Annotated in this window: 18 protein-coding genes and 1 riboswitch; of the genes, 3 read left to right on the plus strand and 15 right to left on the minus strand. The window is 71.2% G+C overall.

Features of this window, described 5'->3' with window-relative positions; all coding sequences use genetic code 11:
• Positions 1–4: 4 nt before the first annotated feature.
• The 3 genes from ACIQAC_RS19735 to ACIQAC_RS19745 all read right to left on the minus strand — a co-directional run bounded on the left by ACIQAC_RS19735 (position 5) and on the right by ACIQAC_RS19745 (position 3,783).
• Complete coding sequence (locus ACIQAC_RS19735; RefSeq protein ID WP_402192816.1) at positions 5–1,135, minus strand: phosphotransferase family protein; 1,131 nt, start codon at positions 1,133–1,135, stop codon at positions 5–7.
• Positions 1,136–1,161: 26 nt separating this feature from the next.
• Positions 1,162–2,268, minus strand: coding sequence for a hypothetical protein (locus ACIQAC_RS19740; protein ID WP_402192819.1), 1,107 nt, complete (start codon positions 2,266–2,268; stop codon positions 1,162–1,164).
• Positions 2,269–2,610: 342 nt separating this feature from the next.
• Entirely contained in the window at positions 2,611–3,783 is a 1,173-nt protein-coding gene (locus ACIQAC_RS19745) for an acyl-CoA dehydrogenase family protein (protein ID WP_402192822.1), read from the minus strand.
• A gap of 327 nt (positions 3,784–4,110) precedes the next feature.
• Here ACIQAC_RS19745 and ACIQAC_RS19750 point away from each other — a divergent pair, with 327 nt between their 5' ends.
• Positions 4,111–5,367, plus strand: a complete 1,257-nt coding sequence (locus ACIQAC_RS19750; RefSeq protein WP_402192823.1) for a glycoside hydrolase family 18 protein — start codon at positions 4,111–4,113, stop codon at positions 5,365–5,367.
• A gap of 91 nt (positions 5,368–5,458) precedes the next feature.
• Here the strand turns inward: ACIQAC_RS19750 and ACIQAC_RS19755 are convergent, their stop codons facing one another.
• From ACIQAC_RS19755 to ACIQAC_RS19765, 3 genes are all read right to left on the minus strand, one after another.
• Entirely contained in the window at positions 5,459–6,142 is a 684-nt protein-coding gene (locus tag ACIQAC_RS19755) for a TetR/AcrR family transcriptional regulator (RefSeq protein WP_402192826.1), read from the minus strand.
• 260 nt (positions 6,143–6,402) lie between these two features.
• Complete coding sequence (locus ACIQAC_RS19760) at positions 6,403–6,543, minus strand: SCO1431 family membrane protein (RefSeq protein WP_402192828.1); 141 nt, start codon at positions 6,541–6,543, stop codon at positions 6,403–6,405.
• Between the two features lie 222 nt (positions 6,544–6,765).
• Positions 6,766–8,127 (minus strand): peptidase C39 family protein, encoded by a 1,362-nt coding sequence (locus ACIQAC_RS19765; protein ID WP_402192830.1) that lies wholly within the window; start codon positions 8,125–8,127, stop codon positions 6,766–6,768.
• Between the two features lie 285 nt (positions 8,128–8,412).
• Here ACIQAC_RS19765 and ACIQAC_RS19770 point away from each other — a divergent pair, with 285 nt between their 5' ends.
• Both ACIQAC_RS19770 and ACIQAC_RS19775 read left to right on the plus strand, forming a co-directional pair.
• The gene (locus ACIQAC_RS19770) at positions 8,413–9,072 is read left to right on the plus strand and encodes a uridine kinase (RefSeq protein ID WP_402192832.1); all 660 of its coding nucleotides are present in this window, start codon (positions 8,413–8,415) and stop codon (positions 9,070–9,072) included.
• 434 nt (positions 9,073–9,506) lie between these two features.
• On the plus strand, positions 9,507–11,369 hold the full coding sequence (locus ACIQAC_RS19775; RefSeq protein ID WP_402192834.1) for an AAA family ATPase: 1,863 nt from the start codon (positions 9,507–9,509) through the stop codon (positions 11,367–11,369).
• A gap of 345 nt (positions 11,370–11,714) precedes the next feature.
• Here the strand turns inward: ACIQAC_RS19775 and ACIQAC_RS19780 are convergent, their stop codons facing one another.
• The 9 genes from ACIQAC_RS19780 to ACIQAC_RS19820 all read right to left on the minus strand — a co-directional run bounded on the left by ACIQAC_RS19780 (position 11,715) and on the right by ACIQAC_RS19820 (position 19,109).
• On the minus strand, positions 11,715–12,767 hold the full coding sequence (locus ACIQAC_RS19780) for a hemolysin family protein (protein ID WP_402192836.1): 1,053 nt from the start codon (positions 12,765–12,767) through the stop codon (positions 11,715–11,717).
• On the minus strand, positions 12,764–14,089 hold the full coding sequence (locus ACIQAC_RS19785; RefSeq protein ID WP_402192838.1) for a hemolysin family protein: 1,326 nt from the start codon (positions 14,087–14,089) through the stop codon (positions 12,764–12,766). The genes ACIQAC_RS19780 and ACIQAC_RS19785 overlap by 4 nt, the downstream gene beginning before the upstream one ends.
• 203 nt (positions 14,090–14,292) lie before the next feature.
• Positions 14,293–14,796 carry a PH domain-containing protein gene (locus ACIQAC_RS19790; protein WP_402192840.1) on the minus strand — a complete coding sequence of 168 codons (504 nt, stop codon included), beginning with the start codon at positions 14,794–14,796 and terminating at the stop codon, positions 14,293–14,295.
• 11 nt (positions 14,797–14,807) lie between these two features.
• Entirely contained in the window at positions 14,808–15,656 is an 849-nt protein-coding gene (gene hisG / locus ACIQAC_RS19795; RefSeq protein ID WP_402192842.1) for an ATP phosphoribosyltransferase, read from the minus strand.
• A 49-nt stretch (positions 15,657–15,705) separates the two neighbouring features.
• Positions 15,706–15,978 carry a phosphoribosyl-ATP diphosphatase gene (locus tag ACIQAC_RS19800; RefSeq protein ID WP_402192844.1) on the minus strand — a complete coding sequence of 91 codons (273 nt, stop codon included), beginning with the start codon at positions 15,976–15,978 and terminating at the stop codon, positions 15,706–15,708.
• A 34-nt stretch (positions 15,979–16,012) separates the two neighbouring features.
• Positions 16,013–16,498, minus strand: a complete 486-nt coding sequence (gene ribH / locus ACIQAC_RS19805; protein ID WP_402192846.1) for a 6,7-dimethyl-8-ribityllumazine synthase — start codon at positions 16,496–16,498, stop codon at positions 16,013–16,015.
• A gap of 57 nt (positions 16,499–16,555) precedes the next feature.
• The gene (locus ACIQAC_RS19810) at positions 16,556–17,869 is read right to left on the minus strand and encodes a bifunctional 3,4-dihydroxy-2-butanone-4-phosphate synthase/GTP cyclohydrolase II (protein WP_402192849.1); all 1,314 of its coding nucleotides are present in this window, start codon (positions 17,867–17,869) and stop codon (positions 16,556–16,558) included.
• Positions 17,866–18,507, minus strand: coding sequence for a nicotinamide riboside transporter PnuC (locus ACIQAC_RS19815; protein ID WP_402192851.1), 642 nt, complete (start codon positions 18,505–18,507; stop codon positions 17,866–17,868). The genes ACIQAC_RS19810 and ACIQAC_RS19815 overlap by 4 nt, the downstream gene beginning before the upstream one ends.
• Complete coding sequence (locus ACIQAC_RS19820) at positions 18,504–19,109, minus strand: riboflavin synthase (RefSeq protein ID WP_402192853.1); 606 nt, start codon at positions 19,107–19,109, stop codon at positions 18,504–18,506. The genes ACIQAC_RS19815 and ACIQAC_RS19820 overlap by 4 nt, the downstream gene beginning before the upstream one ends.
• Before the next feature lie 153 nt (positions 19,110–19,262).
• Positions 19,263–19,393: riboswitch (FMN riboswitch) on the minus strand.
• Positions 19,394–19,582 lie beyond the last annotated feature (189 nt).

Consider the following 19,582-nt stretch of genomic DNA (forward strand, 5'->3'; position numbering starts at 1 on the left):
TCGCTCAATCCCAGTAGCTGCCCTGCACCATGGCTCGCAGGCTGCCGTGGTGCAGGATCAGTGTGTCCGGGTCCGCCGGGACGGCGACCTCGCCGAAGTGGACCTGGCGGTAGGCGATCCGCAGCATGACGATCGCGTGCCGCAGACAGGCGTAGAGCGTGTAGAAGTCCATGTCGCGGGGTGTGTGTCCGGTGAGTTCGGCGTAGCGGGCCTCGATCCGGTCCCGGCGCAGGAACTCGGGCAGTCCTGGCTGTCCGGTGGAGGCGGTCAGGTCCTGGAAGAAGCGGTGCAGGTAGACCGTCCAGCCGAGGTCGACCTCGCGCGGGGCCGGTGCCGCCATCTCCCAGTCGAGGACGGCGGCGGGGCGGAAGCCGTCGTAGACGATGTTCCCGATGCGCGCGTCGCCCCAGTTGAGCACCGGTGTGCCCGGGTCGTCCGGCCAGAGTTCCTCCAGGTGGTCGAAGGCCGTCTCGATGAGCGGTGAGCGGGCGAGTCCGTCCACCACCCAGGCGTAGTAGGCGCGTTGGGCGGTGACATGGCGGCGCAGTGCGTCGCCGGGGCCCGGCAGGGAGAGGAACTCGGCCTCCTTGACGGGCACTTGATCGTGGAGGCGGGCCAACAGACCGATGCTGGCGGCCTCCAGCTCCTCGCGTTCGGCATCGGTCGCCGCGTGCAGCCAGTTGCCCTCGTAGGTGTACGGCATGACGTCCGGCGGGACGCGGCCCTCGACGCGCTCCATGACGAAGAAGGGGGCGCCGAGCGGCTCCGGATCCTCCTCCAGCCACAGCACGCGCGGTACCGGTACGTCGGAGTGCTCGGCGACCAGCCGCAGGGTGCGGTACTGGCGGGTCATGTCGTACTCGGGGAAGACCGTGTACGCCGCCGGGTCGGCCGCGAGCCGCAACACGCAGGCGCGCAGCGGGGGTTGTGGGTGGTCGACGGCGAAGAGCAGGGTCTCGCTGGACAGGCCGTTGGAGGCGGGCACGGTGACATCGACGGCGCGGGCGCCGGGCAGCCTGGTGTCGAGCCAGGCGGTGAGCCGGTGGGTGAGATGCTCAGGGATGGGGGTGCCCCCGCGCGAGCGAAGCCGAGCGTGGGGGAGGTTTGTCGTACGGGGACGGGGTGCCGTGGCCATGGTATTCCCCCCTCTTGGGCGTGCCGTCAGGGCGCGACGGAGTCGAAGGCGCTGAAGCCGCTCGGGTCGTGCCGGCCGAAGCTGCCGTGCTCGAAGATGCCGTGGCCGACGCGCCCTTCGAGGCGGAAGCGGGCCGCGTGGTCGGTGACGCCGTATCCGGCGAGGGGGTGGGCGGCCGGGTCGGAGAGGTCGTAGGTGCGGCGGTCGGTCCAGCCGCGGCCGCGCCAGGTGCCGTGCTGCCAGTCGTCGGCAGGCGGATAGCCGGCGCCGATCGCGAGTGGTGAGGAGATGAGGATCTCCGCCTCGAGCTCGACGGGTTTGCGCAGGTCGCCGAGGAGGATCAGGGCGCGTTCAGGGTGCCGGGTGCCGGAGCGGTAGGCGATCTCCGGCTGGGGCCAGCCGAGTTGGCGGTCGCGGTGGCCGGGACGGACCAGGGTGGCGTCGTTGAGGGTGCGGTGGCCGTCGGCGTCCTCCTGGACGACGACCATCAGGAACCGGTCCTCGAACCGCACCGGGCACCAGATCCAGTGGAAGCCCTCGGTGGGCCGCTCCTCGGCGAACCGTCCGCCCTCCTCCCCCGGCACCGGCCGCACACCCCAGCTGCGGTCCCGGGTGCCGGTCCAGCCGTCCGCGGTGACGTCCAGCTCGCGGCCCGCCGCCCGGATCACCCCGCTCACCCCGCCCGCCTGGACGAACCGCCGCCCCTCCAGCGTGAGCCGGTCGCCGCGCCGCTGGACGTGGTGGGGCTCCCAGAGCGCGGGGAACTCCGCGGTCCAGGTGAGGTCGTACGACAGCAGGTCGTCGGTGCAGCGCAGGTGCAGCCGGCGCAGGGGTTCCTCGACGTCGATGGTCAGCGGACCGACGGTGAGGCGCATGCGGTCGTCGCCGAGGGCGTCGGAGGCGCGGACGGCGTGCAGGGGGTCGCCGAGGCGGAGGGTGGCGTAGGCGTCGATGACCCCGAGGTTGGGGTAGACGCCCAGGCCGAGGATGAGCAGTGCCTCGCCGTGGTGGTCGAGGACGTGGAAGATGCAGCGGTCGTAGGCGTTGCGGTCGCCGGTGGCCACGTGCTTCATCGACAGGGGCACCTGGTGCACGGGGTACTCGTCGAGCGGTACGGGACGGTCGTCGGCCACGGCAGCCCTCCCTGGAGACGGAGTGGGCTGACGGTACGTCAGATGCCGTGAGTCGGCCAGAGGCGCGGCGCGAACTCACGGTCGAATCCGGCAGGGGGTGACCTGTCCGCGGGCGGGCGCGTTGCCCTGGTATGACCCCCACATATTCCCGCACCGGGCGTCAGCGCCAGCTCTATGTGCCGGCCCCCGCAGAATCGGTTCGGCCCGCGCCGCCCGCGTACCAGGACCCGCCCATCTATCGGGAGTTGATGCGCGCGTGGGCCCACCGCGGGCGCACCCTGCCGGGGCGCCACGACCCGGAGTGGGTCCGGCTCGCGGCGCCGATGGTGAGACCCGGGCAGTTCAGCGCGTCTCTGGACCCGCTAGGTGGCGGGCGATGACCATCCGCTGAATCTGGTTGGTGCCCTCCACGATCTGTAGCACCTTGGCCTCGCGCATGTAGCGCTCGGCCGGGAAGTCGGCGGTGTAGCCGTAGCCGCCGAGGATCTGTACGGCGTCCGTGGTGACCTTCATGGCCGTGTCCGTGCAGTGCAGTTTGGCCATGGCCGCCTGCTTGGCGAACGGGCGTCCGGCGTCACGCAGCCGCGCGGCCGCCAGATACAGGGCACGGCCCGCCTCGATCTGCGTCGCCATGTCGGCGAGCATAAAACGCAGCCCCTGGAAGTCGGCGATCGGCCGCCCGAACTGCTGCCGCTCCCGCGCGTACCCCACCGCCTCGTCGAGCGCGGCCCGGGCCAGGCCGATCGCGCAGGCCGCGATGCCGAGCCGCCCGGAGTCGAGGGCGGACAGGGCGATCGCGAAGCCCTGGCCCTCCTCGCCGATCCGGCGGGCGTCGGACACCCGGACGCCGTCGAGATGGATCTGGGCCGTCGGTGAGCCCTTCATGCCCATCTTCCGCTCCGGCGCCGCAGCGCTCAGCCCCTCGGCGTCGCCGGGCACCAGGAAGGCGGTGATCCCGCGTGAACCCTCCTCGCCGGTGCGGGCCATGACGGTGTAGAAGTCGGCGACCCCGCCGTGCGTGATCCAGGCCTTGGTGCCTGTGATCACCCAACCGTCGCCCTCCCGGACGGCCTTGGTGCGCAGGGACGCGGCGTCGGAGCCGGAGGACGGTTCGGAGAGGCCGTACGCGCCGAGCAGGCCGCCGCCGAGCATCCGGGGCAGATGCTCGACCTGCTGCTCCTTGGTGCCGTAGGCCGCGACGGCGTAGGAGGCGAGGGTGTGGACGCTGACACCGAGACCCACGGTGAGACGGGCCGCGGCGAGCTCTTCCAGGACCTGGAGGTAGACCTCGTAGGGCTGGTCCCCGCCGCCGTACTCGCTGTCGTAGGGCAGGCCGAGCAGTCCGGCGCGGGACAGGAGGGTGAAGACGTCGCGCGGGAAGCGGCCGGCGTCCTCCTCCTCGGCCGCCTTCGGGGCGATCTCGCGCTCGGCGATGTCGCGGACGAGCGAGATCAGCTCCCGGGCCTCGTCCGTGGGCAGTTGCCGGTCCACCGGCTGCGGGGCGCGGTCGGGCATGCGACGCTCTCCTCCCTTTCGGGCGCTGCGGCCGGGCCGCCCTCGGGTGGTGGCGGCTCTGCCGGGGTCGTTCCTGTGCGCTCGCCAGGGGCAGGGCTTCCGGGTCTCGGAAGCGGCTGACCAGCGGCTGCGCGCTGTGAGTATGCCCGATCGGACAGAGCAAGTCACTTGTTAACGACCGCTTACTTCAATAAATCATCTCACGCGGAAATTGGTCCGAACCATTGACCGAAGTGGTCTAGTCCTCCTAATCTTGCCGACCAGTCGACGCATCATCGCGTTCATGCCAATTGGCGCGCGGTCCCTTCCCCCACCAGGAGACACCCGATGCGAACTCTCCCCCGTCCCCGCGCCCGGTTCCGGGCGCTCGTGGCAGCGGTGTGTACCACCGTGCTCGGTGCCGGTCTGCTCGCCGGCGCGGGTACCGCCACCGCCAAGGCGGAGCCGGACGCCGCGAAGGCGCCGGCCGCCCAGGCGGCCGCCGGTTCCAAGGTGCTCGGTTACTTCACCGAATGGGGCACGTACGACCGCAAGTACCTCGTCAAGAACATCGACACCTCGGGCTCCGGGTCGAAGCTCACCCACATCAACTACGCCTTCGGCAACGTGACCGGCGGCAAGTGCGCGATGGGTGACGCCAACGCGGCGACCGACCGGATCTACACGGCCGCCGAGTCGGTGGACGGCGTCGCGGACACGTGGGACCAGCCGCTGCGCGGCAACTTCAACCAGCTGCGCGAGCTGAAGAAGAAGCACCCGAACATCAAGGTGCTGTGGTCCTTCGGCGGCTGGACCTGGTCCGGCGGCTTCGGCGAGGCCGCCAGGAACCCGGCCGCCTTCGCCCAGTCCTGCTACGACCTGGTCGAGAACTCCAAGTGGGCCGATGTCTTCGACGGCATCGACATCGACTGGGAGTACCCGAACTCCTGCGGCCTGTCCTGCGACACCAGCGGCCGCGAGTCCTTCAAGAACCTGATGCAGGCGCTGCGGGCCAAGTTCGGCACGGGCAACCTGGTCACCGCGGCGATCACCGCCGACGCCAACCCCGGCGGCAAGATCGACGCGGCGAACTACGCGGGCGCCGCCCAGTACGTCGACTGGTACAACCCGATGACGTACGACTTCTTCGGCGCCTGGGACGCGGCCGGACCGACCGCCCCGCACTCCGCGCTGAACTCGTACAGCGGCATCCCGATCGCCAACAACTACTCCTCGGCGACCATCGCCAAGCTGAAGGGCCTTGGCATCCCGGCCTCCAAGCTGCTGCTCGGCATCGGCTTCTACGGCCGCGGCTGGACCGGTGTGACCCAGTCGGCGCCCGGTGGTACGGCGACCGGCGCGGCCGCCGGCATCTACGAGGCCGGCATCGAGGACTACAAGGTGCTCAAGACCAAGTGCCCCGTGACCGGCACGGTGGCCGGTACGGCCTACGCCAAGTGCGGCAGCAACTGGTGGAGCTACGACACCCCGTCGACCATCGCCACCAAGATGACGTACAAGAACCAGCAGGGCCTCGGCGGCACCTTCTTCTGGGAGCTGAGTGGTGACACCGCGAACGGTGAGCTGATCAAGGCCATCAACTAGCGGTAGCCGCGAGGGACTTGGGGCGGGGATCGGCGGATCCCCGCCCCTTGGTCATGTCCGGACCGGTCGGGTCACGCCCGGTCCGGCCCGGTCAAGTCCGGTCGGGTGCCGTGGGGTCGTCGCGGCGGGCGGGCGCGGGGGCCGGGTGGGCGGGGTCCATCTCCTCCACCGCGCGCATGGTTCCGCCGAGTGTCTTGACCAGCAGCAGGCACATCGACTCGCGGTCGAGGCCGGGCCGGTCGATCCATTCGAGGACGGCTCCCTCGACCCCGCACACCCAGCTGAACAGCCCCATCCGGGCCACCGGTGAGATGTCCCGGCGGCCGTAGGCGCCGTCCGCGATGGTGTCCACGATCGCCTCGCGCACCCCGGACCGAATGGCCTGTACCTCGGTGTCGAAGCCGACGCCGCCACTGACGACCGTCCGGTACGCGGCGTGGTTGTGCTCGGCGTAGCGCAGATAGCCGTCGATCGTGCGGTGGACGCGGTCCACGGGGTTCAGATCGAGCCCGCCGGACGCGAAGGTGATCAGGTCGACGACCGAGTCCTGGACGATCGCCAGGTAGTAGCCGCGCTTGGACTGGAAGTAGTAGTAGATCAGTCCCTTGGCGACCTGGGCGTGGCGGGCGATGTCGTCCATCGACAGCGCGTCGTAGGACGTGTCGGCGAACAACCTCCGCCCGATGGCGATGAGTTCGGCACGACGTGCCACCGAGCGCTCCGTGCCGCGCGCCCGGGGACGGGTCGCGGCGTCGCGCTGTTGACTGATACTCACATTCGACCCTGGTCTCCGGCGGGCGGGAGTTGGCAGTATGCCAGGTCGGTGCATGGGTGGGGCCGCGGAGGCCGAATGGGGCGGATCACACGTCCCGGACGGGCAACCGCCGCTCAGAGGCCCCGCGACGCCGGCGGGACGCGCCGGACGAGAGGGGCGGAACGGTTCCTCACCCGGGCGACCGGAGCCGCGCGGCGGGTCCGGCACCGGCGGAGCGCCGGGCGGCGAATGGCTGGATCAGGTCGGTCGGACCGAGGCGGTCAGACCAGTCCGAGCTGGGTGATCAGCATCGCGACGACCACCACGAGCGTCCAGCCCATGAGGTGCTCGACGAGCTTCGGGCCGTCTTCCTTCGGGCCGCCGGTGCGGACGCGGGTGGCGGTGGCGGAGTTCGTGGTCATAGGTGTCTCGCAGAGGTCGTGCGTGCGGTGGATCCCCCTCGGCTGCTCGCCGACCCGTCCACCTTGCCACCGGTCGCGGCTTTTGCGGCCGAGACCTTGGTCACAGGCACCGGGGCACAGGCACGGGGTCATCGGCACCGGGTCATCGGCACCGGGCCACTAAGGAACGGCCCCCGACCGGAGCCGGGGGCCGTGGGAGTGCGCGGTCGGCGCGCGCCGCCGTCAGCGCACGCCGACCGCCGTGAGTGCCGCGCGCTGGCGCGCGGTCGGAGCGGCCGGGAAGTAGAGGTAGCAGACGCCGCCGGTGCCCGAGGCCACCGCGCCGGAGGCGTTGTACCGCTTGGTCCGCAGCCAGATGTTCTCCCACTCCCGCCGCTTGTAGACCCGCCGCACCGCCGCGTTGCTGGGTGAGTTCGGGTCGTTGGCGATCACGTCGCCCGCGGCCGTGAAGCCGATCACGGTCATCAGGTGCCCGGCCGTGCCGTACCCGGCGCCCGTCAGCTCCTTCTCCAGGAACGACTGGGACGTGATGACCGGGATGCCGGCCGCGATCAGCGTCTCGACGTCGGTGAGGGAGCCCAGCCGGGTCACCACACCCTGGAGGTTCTTGAAGGTGGCCGCGTAAGCCGCGTTGAACGGCCAGTTGCCGCAGCCGGAGTACTGGTAGTCGAAGGTATGGCGGGCCGCGTGGCACACCTGCGGGTCCGCGAAGGCCGGGTCGACCCAGGCCAGCTGGTCCTCGGTGAGCCGGCCGCCCCAGTACTCGATGATCATCTGCGAGGAGGTGGGGCTGCACCAGGCCTCCCCGCCGTTGTCGTACTCCGGGTACTGGCCCTTGTGGATCTCCTGCGAGTACCTCGGCACACCCAGCTCCGCGGTCACGCCGGGCGTGGAGGCCGGGACGGTGAAGCGGTCGGGGACGTCGGAGCCCATCGCGCCGGTGCGCCAGACGGTCGGGGTGAGCTTGGTGCCGGGCTTCCGGTGGAGCGTGAGGCGGAGCCGGTAGGAGGCGAGGCGCAGCCCGGACGCCGGGTCGTCGATCGCGAACGTGTCGGTCCAGACACTGCTCTTGTCGTCGCTCTGGTCGTCGACCGAGGTCCGGCGGATGTCCCCGTCGCCGGCGGCCCAGCGGCCCATGACGTACCAGGGTGTCGCGGTGCCGTCCGAGTAGGTGCCGTTCAGCTCGATCTGGAGCCAGGTGCCGGCCGGGGTGTGCGCGTTCCAGGAGGCGATGACCTCGGTGGCGGGCACGGTGAGCCGGTGGACGGGCGAGGTCCAGGTCCCGTACTCCCAGGCGGCGGTCGTGCCGGTGTGCGGGTCGGTGTAGTCGCGGGTGCCGGTGGGGGTCGCGATCACCACGCCCGGCCGGGCACCCGCCACGGCCTTGGTGCCGCGTGCCGTTCCGCCGCACCAGTCGGTGTACGAGGTCCAGGCGCGGTTGTCGACGGGGCGGGCCGGGGCCCGGCCGCGGCGTCCGGTGCCGGTCACGGGCGCGGCGTCCGCGGGCCCCGCGCCGCCCACGACGGCGGCGGCGACGGTCGCGGCCAGCAGCGTGCGGCGGGACGGCTGATCGGCTCTGCTCATGGGCGTGGAACCCCCCAGGTGTCCGGGTCGGGCGGGCGGATACGTGGCTGTGTGGGCCAACTATGGACGCGGGCGCGTGGTCCTGCCAGCACTTGCGCCCGTGCCGCGGAAAGCAATATTGGTCCACTCCATTGGCACGGCCCGCTCCCCCGGCAACCCTGCCACCAGCGCCCTCGCCACGATCCGCTCCCCCGGCAACCCTGCCACCTGCGCCCTCGCCGCGATCCGCTCCCCCCGGCAACCCCTGCCACCTGCTTCCTTGCGCGGACCGGCGAAGATGGAGGGATGTCCAGCAACCGCGCCGCCGGCTCCGGCGCCGACGCCCTGTCCGCCCTCGCCCGTGGTCTGCGCGCCCTGCCGCCGTCCTGCGGTCCGGTGCGGCTGGTCGCGGTCGACGGGCACGCCGGCTCGGGGAAGACCACGTTCGCCGGGCGGCTGGCCGCGGAACTGGGCGGTGCGCCCGTACTCCACCTCGACGACCTCGCGAGCCACGCCGAGTTGTTCGCCTGGACGGGGCGGCTGCTGGAGCAGGTGGTCGCGCCGCTCTCGCAGGGCGAGGACGCCCACTACGCCCCCTACGACTGGCGGACCCGGCGCTTCGGCGCGCCCCGGGTGCTGCCGTCCGCGCCGACGGTGCTCGTCGAGGGGGTCGGGGCGGGGCGGGCCCGGCTGCGGCCGCATCTGGCGGGGCTGCTGTGGATGGACGTACCGCGGGAGGAGGCCTGGGCGCGCGGGAGGTCGCGGGACGGCGCGGAGCAGCGGGAGTTCTGGGAGGGGTGGGTCGTCGAGGAACGCCGACACTTCGCCGTGGACCCCTCGCGGCCCTTCGCCGACGTGTTGGTGCAGCAGGGCGCACAGGGGTACGTGATGCTCCCGGGGCCCTCGGGAATCGCAGGTACAGACCAGCCCGTGACACACGGTGACGGGCCATCGGCAATGTGCTGAACCTGTGAAGACCCCTGCACGCCAACTTAACCGAGTGCCTCAACTCGGCTTGACCCGGGGGCCGTACAGGACTTACGTTCTCAATGTGCGGCCAATCGAGGCCGCCCCAGGACGCGAAGCCCCCGGTTGTTCCCCCGTGATCGGGGGCTTCGTTCTGCCCTCAGCCCCCTTTTTGTGGCGCCCAGAGACGCTGTTCGCTCACCCTCGGTCACCGTGCCGCCGTGCGCCCCGTCTGCTCCCACCTCGTCAAACGGCCTGTGCGGCACCCTTCGGTGCGCCCCACCGCCGCAGGTACGATGCCCTCGGTGCGAACCTACGGACGGCTGCTTCGCGCACCTTTCAACTCCGGTCCGCGGCCCAGTGGTTGACGAAGGCGGCCGCCGGGCACCGGCCCGGTGGGACACCGACGGGGGCACGGTTTGTGGGGGGACGCGATGGACTTCGGCACGCAGGGCCCCGAGGCCCCGGCCGACCTGGCCTGGCTGCGAGGTGTGGACGCCTACACGATGGGCGCCTATCCGCAGGCGGAGGACGAGTTCCGCACCGCGGTGCGGATCGACCCCGGGATGGCCGACGGCTGGCTCGGACTGCACGCGCTGCGGGTCGACACCACGACCGCGCTGCTCAGGATGTTCCGGCACCGCGACCGCTTCGGGGAACAGCGCAGCCGACACCGGCGCACCCTCAACTCCTGGTACTGGCTGGGCTGGTGGGTCCAGCCGGTGCTGGAAAGCCCGCGTGATCTGCTGCTCGCGCACGCCTCGCACTGGCTCGACGGGCGGCACGTACCGGAGTTGGACCGCGCGCTCGCCGGTCTGCCACCGGTCGACGCCGACGCGCAGGTGCGCTTCCTGCACGCGTGCCGCTCCTATCTCGTCAAGGACTGGGAGCAGTTGGTACGGCACACCGACCCGCTGCTCACCGATCCGCTGCTCGGTATCGAGGCGGGGCTGTTCGGCGGGATGGCCCGGGTCCGCCTGGAGATGTACGGACAGGCCGAACCACTGCTGTCCGGCGCCCTGATGCGCTGCCGCAGCGAGCAGCCGCAGCGCAAGGAGCTGCGGTACTGGCTGGCGCGGGCGCACGAGGGCACCGGCCGCAGTGCGGCGGCGCTGCCGCTGTACCGGGCGGTGCACCGCGTCGACCCGGCCTTTATGGACACCTCGGCCCGGCTCGCCGCGATCTCCGAGGGCGACGGCTACGACGACGCCGACGGCCTCACCGCCCTCACCCTCGCCGGCGCGGCCGGGGACGGTATCGACGGGCCGGACGGCCTCGACCCGCTGTTCGACTCCGAGGACCGCAATCTGAAGCTGTCGGAGCCCGGCCTGCCGCCCACCGGGCCCATGCCGTCCGTACCCGACCCGACGGTACGGATGAAGACCGTGCCCGAGCAGTCGCTGCCGGCCGGTCCGACCGATCCGGCGCTCCTTGAGGAGGCGCTCGCCGAACTGGAGCGCATGGTCGGCCTTGAGCCGGTGAAACGCCAGGTGAAGGCGTTGTCGGCACAGCTGAACATGGCGCGGCTGCGGGCCGGTCAGGGGCTGCCGGTGCAGCCGCCCAAGCGGCACTTCGTCTTCTCCGGCCCCTCCGGGACGGGCAAGACGACCGTCGCCCGGATCCTGGGCCGTGTCTTCTACGCCCTCGGGCTGCTCGGCGGCGACCATCTCGTGGAGGCGCAGCGGGCCGATCTGGTCGGCGAGTATCTGGGGCAGACCGCGGTCAAGGCCAACGAGCTGATCGACTCCGCGCTCGGCGGGGTGCTCTTCGTCGACGAGGCGTACTCGCTGTCCAACTCGGGCTACGGCAAAGGGGACGCGTACGGGGACGAGGCGCTCCAGGTGCTGCTGAAGCGGGCCGAGGACAACCGGGACCATCTGGTGGTGATACTCGCCGGGTATCCGGAGGGCATGGACCGGCTGCTCGCCGCGAACCCCGGGCTGTCCTCGCGTTTCACCACCCGCGTGGACTTCCCGTCCTACCGGCCGCTCGAACTCACCTCGATCGGTGAGGTGCTGGCGGCGGAGAACGGGGACGCGTGGGACGAGGAGGCGCTGGACGAACTGCGGTCGATCGCCGGGCATGTGGTCGATCAGGGGTGGATCGACGAGCTCGGGAACGGGCGGTTTCTGCGGACGCTGTACGAGAAGAGCTGCGCGTACCGAGATCTGCGGTTGTCGGCGTATCCCGGGGCGTTGTCCCGCGACGACCTCGCCACGCTCCGGCTCCCCGACCTGATGCAGGCCTACGGCGAGGTCCTCTCAGGCCGAGGCCCCCAGGACCCCTCACCGATGTGACCTGCCGGTACGGCGGTGGTGCGGGCGGGGGACGTTGCGCAACCCGGCGCGACGGGGCGCCGCCACGCCCACCCGTGCCGCCCCAGGCGGCACGCATGCCCGCGGCGGCGGTGGGTGAGAGCGAGCAAGCTTCGCGCAGCGGCACACACGCCCGCGGCTGCGACACGTGGGAGGGCAGCACCCTGCGGCACGCCTGCCCGCGGCGGTGGGTGAGGGTGCGTGGGTGGGCAGCGTGCCGCGGTGCGCTTGCAGCGTGGGGGAGCCGCAAGGCTTTTAGGGGCGCGGGGAACTGCGCGACCAGCCCCCACCGGGCCGCAGCCGAATCCGCGCCCCCGCCGGTAGGCGTTACGTGGCCAGGGCCTGTTCCGGGACCTTCACCTCCCGGTGGGCCGGGTCGGTTACCTCGCCGACCAGGAGTTCGAGGACGTCCTCGAGGGCGACCAGGCCCAGTACCTTGCCGGAGGCATCCGCCACCTGGGCGAGATGCGTCGCCGCACGCCGCATGACCGTCAGGGCGTCGTCCAGCGGCAGATCCGGACGCAGCGTCGTCATCGGGCGCCACACATGCTGCGGCACCGCCCGGCCCGACTCCTCCAGATCGAGTACGTCCTTGACGTGGACGTACCCCATGAAGGCACCGCTGTCCGCCGCGACCGGAAAGCGGGAGTACCCGGTCCGGGCCGTCAGCTCGACGATACGGCCGGGCGTGACCGACGGGTCGACCGTCACCAGCGACTCCCGGCCCAGGAGCACGTCGGTGACCGGACGCGACCCCAGTTCCAGCGCGTCCTCCAGCCGCTCCTGCTCCTCGGGGTCGAGCAGTCCCGCCTGCCCGGAGTCCTCGACGAGCCGGTTGAGCTGCTCGCTGGTGAAGACCGCCTCGACCTCGTCCTTGGGCTCGACCCGGAAGAGCCGCAGCACCCCCTGGGCGCAGGCGCCGAGGGCCACGGTGATCGGCCGGCACAGCCGCGCGAACGCGACCAGACCGGGGCTGAGCCACAGCGCCGCCCTCTCGGGCGCGGCCATCGCGAGGTTCTTCGGAACCATCTCGCCGATGACGAGGTGGAAGAAGATGACCGTCGCGAGGGCGATGACATAACCCAGCGGGTGGATCATCGCGTGCGGAAGATGCACCCACTCGAAGACCGGCTCCAGCAGATGCGCCACCGTCGGTTCGGCGACCGCGCCGAGCGTCAGCGAGCACACCGTGATGCCGAACTGGGCCGCCGCCATCATCTGCGGCAGCCGCTCCAGGCCGTACAGCACCTGGCGGGCCCGCGCGGTGCCGAGCGGTTCGATCTGGCTGCGGCGGACTGAGACCAGGGCGAACTCGGCGCCGACGAAGAACCCGTTGGCGAGGACGAGCAGCGCGGCGAACAGGAGTTGGAGCACGCTCATCGGGCCGCCTCCAGGACGGATGCGGTCCTGACCAGCCGTACCCGCTCGGCGCGGTAGTGCCCGACCTGGCGCACGGCCAGCTTCCAGCCGGGCAGCTCGGTGCGGTCGCCGACGGCCGGGATACGGCCGAGCAGGTCGGCGACGAGTCCGGCGACGGTCTCGTAGGGCCCCTCGGGCACGTCCAGGCCGATGCGCCGCAGGGTGTCGACGCGGCAGCTGCCGTCGACGTCCCAGGCCGGCCTGCCGTCCTCGGGCGGCGCCGGGGAGAGTTCGGGCAGGTCGTGCCCGTCGTGCTCGTCACGGACCTCGCCGACGATCTCCTCGACGATGTCCTCCAGGGTGACGACCCCGGCCGTGCCGCCGTACTCGTCGACGACGACGGCGATGGGCTGCTCCTTGCGCAGCCGGGCGAGCAGCGGCCGTACCGGCAGGGTCTCCGGGACGAGCAGTGCCGGGCGCGCGATGTGCGAGACCGGGGTGCGCAGCCGCTCGTGCGCCCGTACCGCGAGGGCGTCCTTGAGGTGCGCCATGCCGACGATCTCGTCGATCTTCTCCCGGTAGACGGGGAAGCGGGACAGGCCCGTGGCGCGGGTCAGGTTGACGACGTCCTCGGCGGTCGCCGAGGCCTGGAGCGCGCTCACCTTCACGCGGGGGGTCATGACGTGCTGCGCGGTGAGCTCACCGAGGGACAGGGTGCGTACGAAGAGGTCCGCCGTGTCCTGTTCCAGGGTGCCGGCCTGCGCGGAGTGCCGGGCCAGGGAGACGAGTTCGCCGGGGGTGCGGGCGGAGGCCAGCTCCGCGGTGGGTTCGATGCCCAGGGCGCGGACCAGCCGGTTGGCGACCGCGTTGAGGCAGGCGATCACCGGCCGGAACACCCGCGCGAACACATGCTGCGGGCCGGCCACGAACCGGGCGACCTGGAGCGGGCGGGAGACCGCCCAGTTCTTGGGCACGAGTTCGCCGACCACCATCTGCACGGCCGAGGCCAGCAGCATGCCGACGACCACGGCGACGCCCGACACGGCGCCCTCGGGCAGTCCGGTCGCGAGCAGCGGGCCGTCGAGGAGCTGGGCGAGGGCCGGTTCGGCGAGCATGCCGACGACGAGGGAGGTGATGGTGATGCCGAGCTGGGTGCCGGAGAGCTGGAAGGACAGCTCCTTGAGCGAATCGACGACCTTGGCGGCTCGTCGGTCGCCGTCGGCGGCGGCCCGTTCGGCGTCGGGGCGCTCGACAGTCACGAGGCCGAACTCGGCGGCGACGAAGAAGCCGTTGGCGAGAATCAGCAGGAACGCGGCTGCGAGCAGCAGCAAGGGGATGGTCATGATGCCGCCGCCTCGACGCTGTGTCGGCAGGGGGCGGCGCAGGTACTACAGGACGATCCGTCCATCGCCGGAGGGGGTCACTCCTCGGGTAGCAGGAACCCCCGTGCGCCGGGCGGCGCCACAGGGGCGGAGGCGCAGCGACACACCTCCGCCACCAGATTAATCAAGACACCGGCGACTGCGGCAGGGTGGACGCCCCCGAGTCAGTCGCGGTCTTCTCCGGCGGCCCGTCCGGAGCGGGCCTCGACGAGGGCGCGCAGGGCGCGCGCGTCGGCGATGGCGTGCTGCTTCGCGATGCCCGGCTGGATTCCGATGACGGCAAGGCTGGTGCCGTCGCTCAGGTCGAGGAAGACCCAGGGATCGCCGACGCGCAGATTGACCCGGACGATCTGGGCCCAGTCCAGCCGGCGGCTGCTCGCGAAGTTGGTGACGGTGACCCCGGACTCCTCGGCGACGACTTTCGGCCGCGCGAGGACCAGCACCACCCCGGACAGCAGCAGCGCCGTGAAGACGAAGCTGATCCGCTCGGGGGTGCTGAGCCGGTCGAGGAGCAGCGCCATCACCGACACGACCACGAAGATCGCGGCCGCGGCGGTGAGCAGCACGGCCCGGGTGCGGCCCGGTCGGAAGGTGACGGGCAGTGTGGGCGGTTCGTCCGGTACGGACGCTTCCGGTGCGGGCGTCGGCACGGTGGTCTCCTCCGGCATCGGTACGTCCCTCAGAGCCGGCAGGCGTGGATGGCGGTGGTCAGGATGGCGCGGGCGCCGATCTCGTAGAGGTCGTCCATGAGCCGCTGGGCGTCCTTCGAGGGCACCATGGCGCGTACGGCGACCCAGCCCTCGTTGTGCAGCGGGGAGATGGTCGGGCCCTCCAGGCCGGGTGTGATGGCGACGGCCTCTTCGAGGTGCTCGGCGCGGATGTCGTAGTCCATCATCACGTAGGTCCTGGCCACCAGGACTCCCTGGAGTCGGCGCAGGAACTGCTGCACCTTGGGCTCGTCGGCCTCGGCCCCGCTGCGGCGGATGACCACGGCCTCGGACTTCATGATGGGTTCGCCGATGACCTCCAGGCCGGCGTTGCGCAGGGAGGTGCCGGTCTCGACGACGTCCGCGATGACCTCGGCGACGCCGAGTTCGATGGCGGTCTCGACGGCGCCGTCGAGGTGGACGACGGAGGCGTCGATGCCGCTGTCGGCGAGGTGCTTGGCGACGATGCCCTCGTAGGAGGTGGCGACCGTCATGCCGCCCAGGTCCTCGACGCCCTGGGCGGTGCCGGGCTTGGTGGCGTAGCGGAACGTGGAGCGGGCGAAGCCGAGCGGGAGGATCTCCTCCGCGTTGGCGGCGGAGTCGATCAGCAGGTCGCGGCCGGTGATGCCGATGTCGAGGCGGCCGGAGGAGACGTAGATCGCGATGTCGCGGGGGCGGAGGTAGAAGAACTCGACCTCGTTGACCGGGTCGACGATCCGCAGTTCCTTGGACTCGCGGCGCTGCTGGTAGCCGGCCTCATGCAGCATGTCCGCCGCAGGGCCGGAGAGGGAACCCTTGTTGGGGACGGCGATGCGCAGCATGAGGTCGGCTTCCTTTGTTCGGAGGGGCGTGCGGGGGGAGTGTGCCGGCTTACAGGTGGGCGTAGACGTCGTCGAGGGAGATCCCACGGGCGACCATCATCACCTGGACGTGGTACAGCAGCTGGGAGATCTCCTCGGCCGCGGCGTCCTTGCTCTCGTACTCGGCGGCCATCCAGACTTCGGCGGCCTCCTCGACGACCTTCTTGCCGATGGCATGGACGCCCTTGTCGACCAGTTCCGCGGTACGGGAAGTGGCGGGGTCGGCGTGGGCGGCCTTGTGCTGGAGCTCGGTGAAGAGCTCCTCGAAAGTCTTCTTGGGCATGGTGAGGACCACCCTATGACAAGAGGTGCTGTCCCTATCGCCACGGTTCGGATACTGAGCGGAGGGTGGCCGCGGTGGCCACCGCGGCGGTCACCGCCTCGTGTCCCTTGTCCTCGTTCGAGCCCGGCAGGCCGGCGCGGTCCAGGGCCTGTTCCTCGGTGTCGCAGGTCAGTACGCCGAAGCCGATGGGGACGCCGGTGTCCACGGAGACCTGGGTGAGGCCCTGGGTGACGCCCTGGCACACGAACTCGAAGTGCGGGGTGCCGCCGCGGATGACGACACCGAGGGCGACGACCGCGTCGTAGCCGCGGCCCGCGAGGACCTTGGCGACGACCGGGAGCTCCCAGCTGCCGGGGACCCGGAGCAGGGTCGGCTCGTCGATGCCCAGGTCGTGCAGGGCGCGCAGGGCGCCGTCGACCAGACCGTCCATCACCTTCTCGTGCCACTGCGCCGCGATCACGGCGACCCGCAGGTCGCCCACGTTGCGTACGGACAGTTCCGGTGCGCCCTTGCCGCTCACGTTCTTCTTCTCCTCGGGGAATCGCTGTGTTCGGTGTACTGGATGGCTGTGCGGTGACTACTGGTTTCCGCAGCCGGCCGGGGTGGCCGGTGTGACGGTCTCGGCGGCGGGGGTGTCGAGCCACGGCAGGTCGTGGCCCATCCGGTCCCGCTTGGTGCGCAGGTAGCGGAGGTTGTCCTCGCCCGCGGTGACGGGCATCGGCTCGCGTCCGTGGACGTCCAGGCCGTGCCGGACGAGCGCGTCGGTCTTGTCGGGGTTGTTGGTCATCAGCCGTACGCTGCGCACGCCCAGGTCGCTGAGGATCTGCGCCCCGGCCGCGTAGTCGCGGGCGTCGGCGGGCAGGCCGAGTTCGAGGTTGGCGTCCAGGGTGTCGCGGCCGCGCTCCTGGAGCTCGTAGGCGCGCAGCTTGGACAGCAGGCCGATGCCGCGGCCCTCGTGTCCGCGCAGGTAGACCACGATGCCCCGGCCCTCGGTCCGGATCCGCTCCAGGGACGTCTGGAGCTGGGGGCCGCAGTCGCAGCGCAGGGAGTGGAAGACGTCGCCGGTGAGGCATTCGCTGTGCAGGCGGACGAGGACGTCCTCGCCGTCCCCGATGTCACCGTGGACGAGCGCGACGTGCTCGACGCCGTCGACGGTGGAGCGGTAGCCGTACGCGGTGAAGGTGCCGTGCGCGGTGGGCAGCCGGGTCTCCGCCTCGCGGCGGACGGTCGGCTCGGCGGTGCGGCGGTAGGCGATCAGGTCCTCGATGGAGATGATCGTCAGGCCGTGCTTGCGGGCGAACGGGATCAGCTCGGGCAGTCGCAGCATCCTGCCGTCCTCGCCGGCGATCTCGACGATCGCGCCGGCCGGGCGCAGCCCCGCGAGACGGGCGAGGTCGACCGCGGCCTCGGTGTGGCCGTTGCGGACGAGGACGCCGCCGGGCCGGGCGCGCAGCGGGAAGATGTGGCCGGGGCGCACGAAGTCGCCGGGCCCGGTGTCACCGCTCGCGAGCAGTTGGAGTGTGGTGGCGCGGTCGGCGGCGGAGATGCCGGTGGTCACGCCGTGCGCGCCGGAGGCGTCGACGGAGACGGTGAACGCGGTCTTCATCGACTCGGTGTTGTCGTCGACCATCTGCGGCAGCCGCAGCCGGTCGAGCTCCTCGCCCTCCATGGGCGCGCAGATCAGACCGCGGCACTCGCTCATCATGAAGGCGACGATCTCGGGGGTCGCCTTCTCGGCCGCGATGACGAGGTCGCCCTCGTTCTCGCGGTCCTCGTCGTCGACGACCACGACCGGGCGGCCGGCCGCGATGTCGGCGATCGCCTGTTCGACCGGGTCGAGTGCCAGGTCCTCGTAGCCGTCGGTGCTGTAGAGGGTCGGTGCCGTGGTCATGCCGGCGCTCCTTCCAGGACGGGCCGCGTGTCCCTGCGGGAGCGCAGCCACCAGTCGCGCATGCCCCACAGGACGAGTGCGCCGTAGATGACGTAGACGAAGCCGGAGAAGGCGTAGCCGTTGGCGAAGTTGAGGGGGACGCCGACGAGGTCGACGAGCAGCCACGCGAACCAGAACTCGACCATGCCGCGGGCCTGCGCGTACATGGCGACGACCGTGCCGACGAAGATGTAGGCGTCCGGCCAGGGGTCCCAGGACAGGCTGGGGTAGGCCGTGAAGAGCAGGGCGACCGCGACCGTGCCGGCGGCGGCCGCCGCGACCATGGCCGCCCGCTCGCGCCGGCTGGCGAACCGGACGGATATCCGGCCGTCGGCGGCCCGGCCCCGGCCGCGGTTCCACTGCCACCAGCCGAAGAGGGCGACGGCCATGACGACGGCCTGCTTGCCGGCGCTGCCGGTGAGGTGGCCGTAGAACGCGCCGAAGAGGATCAGGCCGGACAGGAACTGGACGGGCCAGGTCCACAGCGAGCGGCGCCAGCCGAGGGCGAGCGCGATCAGGCCGAGGGTGTTGCCGATCATGTCCGACCAGATGATGTGCTGGCCGAAGAGGACGAACGCCTCGGAGTTCAGCGAGTTCACCGGTCCGCTCCCCGGCCCGACGCGAGCAGCCGCTCGACGTACTTGGCGATGATGTCGACCTCGAGGTTGACCGGGTCGCCGGGCTGCTTGCGGCCGAGCGTGGTCAGGTCGAGCGTGGTGGGGATGAGGCTGACCGTGAAGTAGTCGGCGCCCGCCTCCACGACCGTGAGGCTGATGCCGTCGACGGTGATGGAGCCCTTCTCGACGACGTAGCGCGTGAGGTCGGCGGGCAGGGAGATCCTCACGATCTCCCAGTGCTCGGAGGGGGTGCGGTCGAGGACCGTGCCCGTGCCGTCCACGTGGCCCTGCACGATGTGGCCGCCCAGGCGGGCACCGACGGCGGTGGGGCGTTCGAGGTTGACGCGCGAGCCGACGGCGAGGGCGCCCAGGCTGGAACGCTTGAGGGTCTCGGCCATCACGTCGGCGGTGAACTCGTCGCCCTCGTGGTCGACGACCGTGAGGCAGACTCCGTTGACGGCGATGGAGTCGCCGTGCTGTGCGCCCGCGGTGACGACGGGGCCACGCAGTCGGAAGCGACAGGCGTCGTCGAGGTTCTCGACGGCGGTGATCTCGCCCAGCTCTTCGACGATTCCGGTGAACACTTCCCGGGTCCTCCTGCCTCTTCGGGCACGGACTCCGGGGCTGTCGATGACGACAGGATCTACGGACGAGAACACCGCTGGCGACGCCGGAAGCGACCCGTCCGTCGATCATGGACGAGCCCGAATACGGCGACGCGCACGAATGCCCGTCCGCCGCGCACTGCCTCCCATCCGGACTTTAACCGTCGGTCCAGGAATTTCACCTGGTCAACCGGTCGCTGGAGGCGACCGGGTCGCGGACTGTAACCGCCGGTTCGGACTTTCACCGACCCCGGAGTGCGCTGCTATTGGTACACGGCCAGTGTGCCACGGCCGCATGCGGTCCATACGGGTGAACGATGTGTCGTGACTCACAAGAGGGTGGGCTGGACTTCGCGGGGCCCGTGTTCTGGGGGTAACTCCCCCGCGTTGGCCTTGTGTTCAGAAAGGTCCATACCTATTGACTCAGTGGTCTAGTCCTCTTTATCGTCGGC

The organism is Streptomyces sp. NPDC088387 (assembly GCF_044753385.1).
Classification (GTDB): domain Bacteria; phylum Actinomycetota; class Actinomycetes; order Streptomycetales; family Streptomycetaceae; genus Streptomyces.